This is a genomic window from Pseudoalteromonas sp. SG44-1, assembly GCF_014164315.1.
GTDB lineage: Bacteria > Pseudomonadota > Gammaproteobacteria > Enterobacterales > Alteromonadaceae > Pseudoalteromonas > Pseudoalteromonas rhizosphaerae.
Map to the genome: position 1 here is coordinate 1 of NZ_JACJEW010000134.1, position 2,617 is coordinate 2,617.

The following is a 2,617-nucleotide window of genomic DNA, read 5'->3' on the forward strand; positions in this document are numbered from 1 at the left end:
AACATCATCACATTGAGATAATGCTTTTTCAACCGCTTGAACTTTAAATTCTTGTGTAAATCGACGTCTCATTTTTATCTGCCTCTATTAAAAGTTAGAGACGACAACTATCCTGACACAGGGGGGTTGATGTACAGAATAAATAATCAATACCATCACCTTTTGCAAAAAGTATCTCTACTTTTTCCCTTATGTCTTGAGGTAAATTGCCGAAGTGAAAACCAACACCTTTTTTTAGACAATCAATCAAAAAATAGTCGGCATGCAGATTATCTTGAACTATTGAAATTAGTTCGTTTAAACTTTCATTCTTTTTTGGTGGTAATTTTTTTGAAAACTCTAATGCAAAATCTATAGTATCTCTTTTAGAGTTACAATAAATAATACTTTTATCTTTATTTGATAACTTAATAAGCCAATAAAAAAAATCTTTTTCATAAAAATCCAATGGTATTTTTATATCATTACCTTGTTCGGTGAATAATGTGCATTCCTTATTTACAAAATCCATAAAATATCGGCTCTGCGATACGGGGGAATTGTTTATACTTAAGGCTTCATCGTTACTTTTTTCAAAAATTTTTAAAAACACTTCTGGGTTAGGAATGTTTGGTGAGGCGAAGAACAGCTTTACACTTTTCTTTTCTGCTTGCAAAATAGCGTGATAATAAAGAGGGCTTCTAGAGTCTCTGATTGAGATTATTTTATGAGCCTCATCTACGAATAGGTAATCAAGTTTTGGGTTACTGTGATCACTCAAATAAGCCAGCAACCTCTCGGGCGTAAAAACAAAAATAAATCTTGCATCAGCGGCTTTGAATGATGTGGGAACTTTCGGATAAGCTAAAACTTTATAGCTTTTTACGTCTTTGAACTCAGACTTCAGTTGGTTAACTGTTTGATTAATTAAAGCCCTAGTTGGTACTAATACAACTATGTTGTCAGTTTCCTTATGCTCACTAATTAGGAATCGGATAAAAGAGCTTATAACAAATGATTTCCCTAATGAGGTTGGTCCTGAAAAACTAAAATGATTACTGTTCTTAAGCCTTTCAAATATTTCAAACTGAGAATCAGTAAAGGTTAAATCTGTATTAGGAATTCGTTGATAATCTTCTTTGATAGTTTTGGAAATAAACCTTTCCATAGGCATACCACATTGAAACTCATACTTATCTTCAAGAAACTTTATCGCAGGAAAGTTACCAATTTTTATAAGAATTGACTTAGCAAAGCTTAAAAAGTAATCTTTTTCCTTATACCTTTCAATTAAAATACTTATAATTTTAAAAGATTTATTTAATGCGTCTGAACTTTTTGAATTAGATAAAATATCTGAAAATCTTAATAGATCACTGAATTCTTTTTCTGAAAGCGTGCTATTTTCGATTGAGAAAAAGCTTTCCCCATTAATTATTTCTGCCTTTTCTAATAAATAAATGAAATATTCATCCTCTAGGCATTCTTTAGATAATGATTCTAAAAAGTTCATTTGGTAATCTCCTGCTGAATCTGGAGCCTACTTTCATTTAAATTAGTTATTGGTAAGAAATAAATATAAAAATTATGTCCAAAAAGATTATATTCTTCAATTTTATTTGAAATATGATCGAATCGACTTTTAACTTCTTTTATTATTTGCAACTTAATCTTATTTCTGAATTCTGAGTTTGGTAATTTTTTGTCAATATCATCAATTTTCATTTCATAACCAATGAAAATACCAAAAGCATCATCTACATAGAAACTTTCATTTCGCGATGGGTAAATTATTGATTTGATAAATTTCTTTTCATCTTCGGAGAATGTTTCGTTACCTAGTTGGCGAGAAATTAGAGACCGTTCATAAGGCAACCCACTTTTTTTATTTCCCTTTTCATTTATCTCATTTTTAAAGTGGTAAATTGATTTAAAAGCTTCAGTAATGCCTTTAACAATTCCCGCTTCAGTTTTTGATTCACCAAAAATAATTTGATAATCACCATTTTTTAATTTTAGAAAATGTACTCCATCTGCCCCATTGACATAATGGCTCGTTGAAGTTTTTAATTCTAATTTAGACAATATTTTAGGTGCTTTTAAATGAGACTCTAAAAAGCTGTACAACAACAGCTCTCCCAATTCACCTTTATTGTTAATATAATTTATAAATTTACTACGAGCCTCTCTACTCAATTTGGCTGGTTTATTTTGATACTCATTTTTAACAGCTCTTGAGAGTGAAAAATCTATTAAAGGTTCTAAAAGATTTGCTTGTAATTTTTCATAATCAAAATCATTAGCATTAATTCTAAGTGAAAATAAATCAAGCTTATTTTTCTTATTTTCATCCAAGAAATACTCCCCTAAATGATCAAAACTATCTAGAAAATCAAAGTCTTTTATACTTAATTCCATAAATTTACATTCTCATCTTCTAATATTTGAAAAAGCTAAACCTTTGTTATTTCTAATATACAAACAGTTTACAAGTACAAAATACATACAATACAATCTAAGGGATCCCCAAAAATAATTATTAAGTTTCAATTACATCACTCACATCCATATTTTTCCAATCGATTTGCACTACTACCTGTACGAAATAGGCTAGTCCTTCCAAATAATCTCGCCGTCG

Annotated in this window: 2 protein-coding genes; both read right to left on the minus strand. The window is 29.7% G+C overall.

Going from position 1 to position 2,617, the window contains the following annotated elements; translation table 11 throughout:
- Positions 1-94: 94 nt before the first annotated feature.
- The gene (locus H5187_RS23070; RefSeq protein ID WP_182798427.1) at positions 95-1,492 is read right to left on the minus strand and encodes a DEAD/DEAH box helicase; all 1,398 of its coding nucleotides are present in this window, start codon (positions 1,490-1,492) and stop codon (positions 95-97) included.
- On the minus strand, positions 1,489-2,397 hold the full coding sequence (locus tag H5187_RS23075; protein ID WP_182798428.1) for a DUF1837 domain-containing protein: 909 nt from the start codon (positions 2,395-2,397) through the stop codon (positions 1,489-1,491). The genes H5187_RS23070 and H5187_RS23075 overlap by 4 nt, the downstream gene beginning before the upstream one ends.
- Between the last annotated feature and the right edge of the window lie 220 nt (positions 2,398-2,617).

Coding starts and splice junctions, on each gene's coding strand:
- H5187_RS23070 (WP_182798427.1), bottom strand. CDS start 1,492: ATGAACTTTTTAGAATCATTATCTAAAGAATGCCTAGAGGATGAATAT.
- H5187_RS23075 (WP_182798428.1), bottom strand. CDS start 2,397: ATGGAATTAAGTATAAAAGACTTTGATTTTCTAGATAGTTTTGATCAT.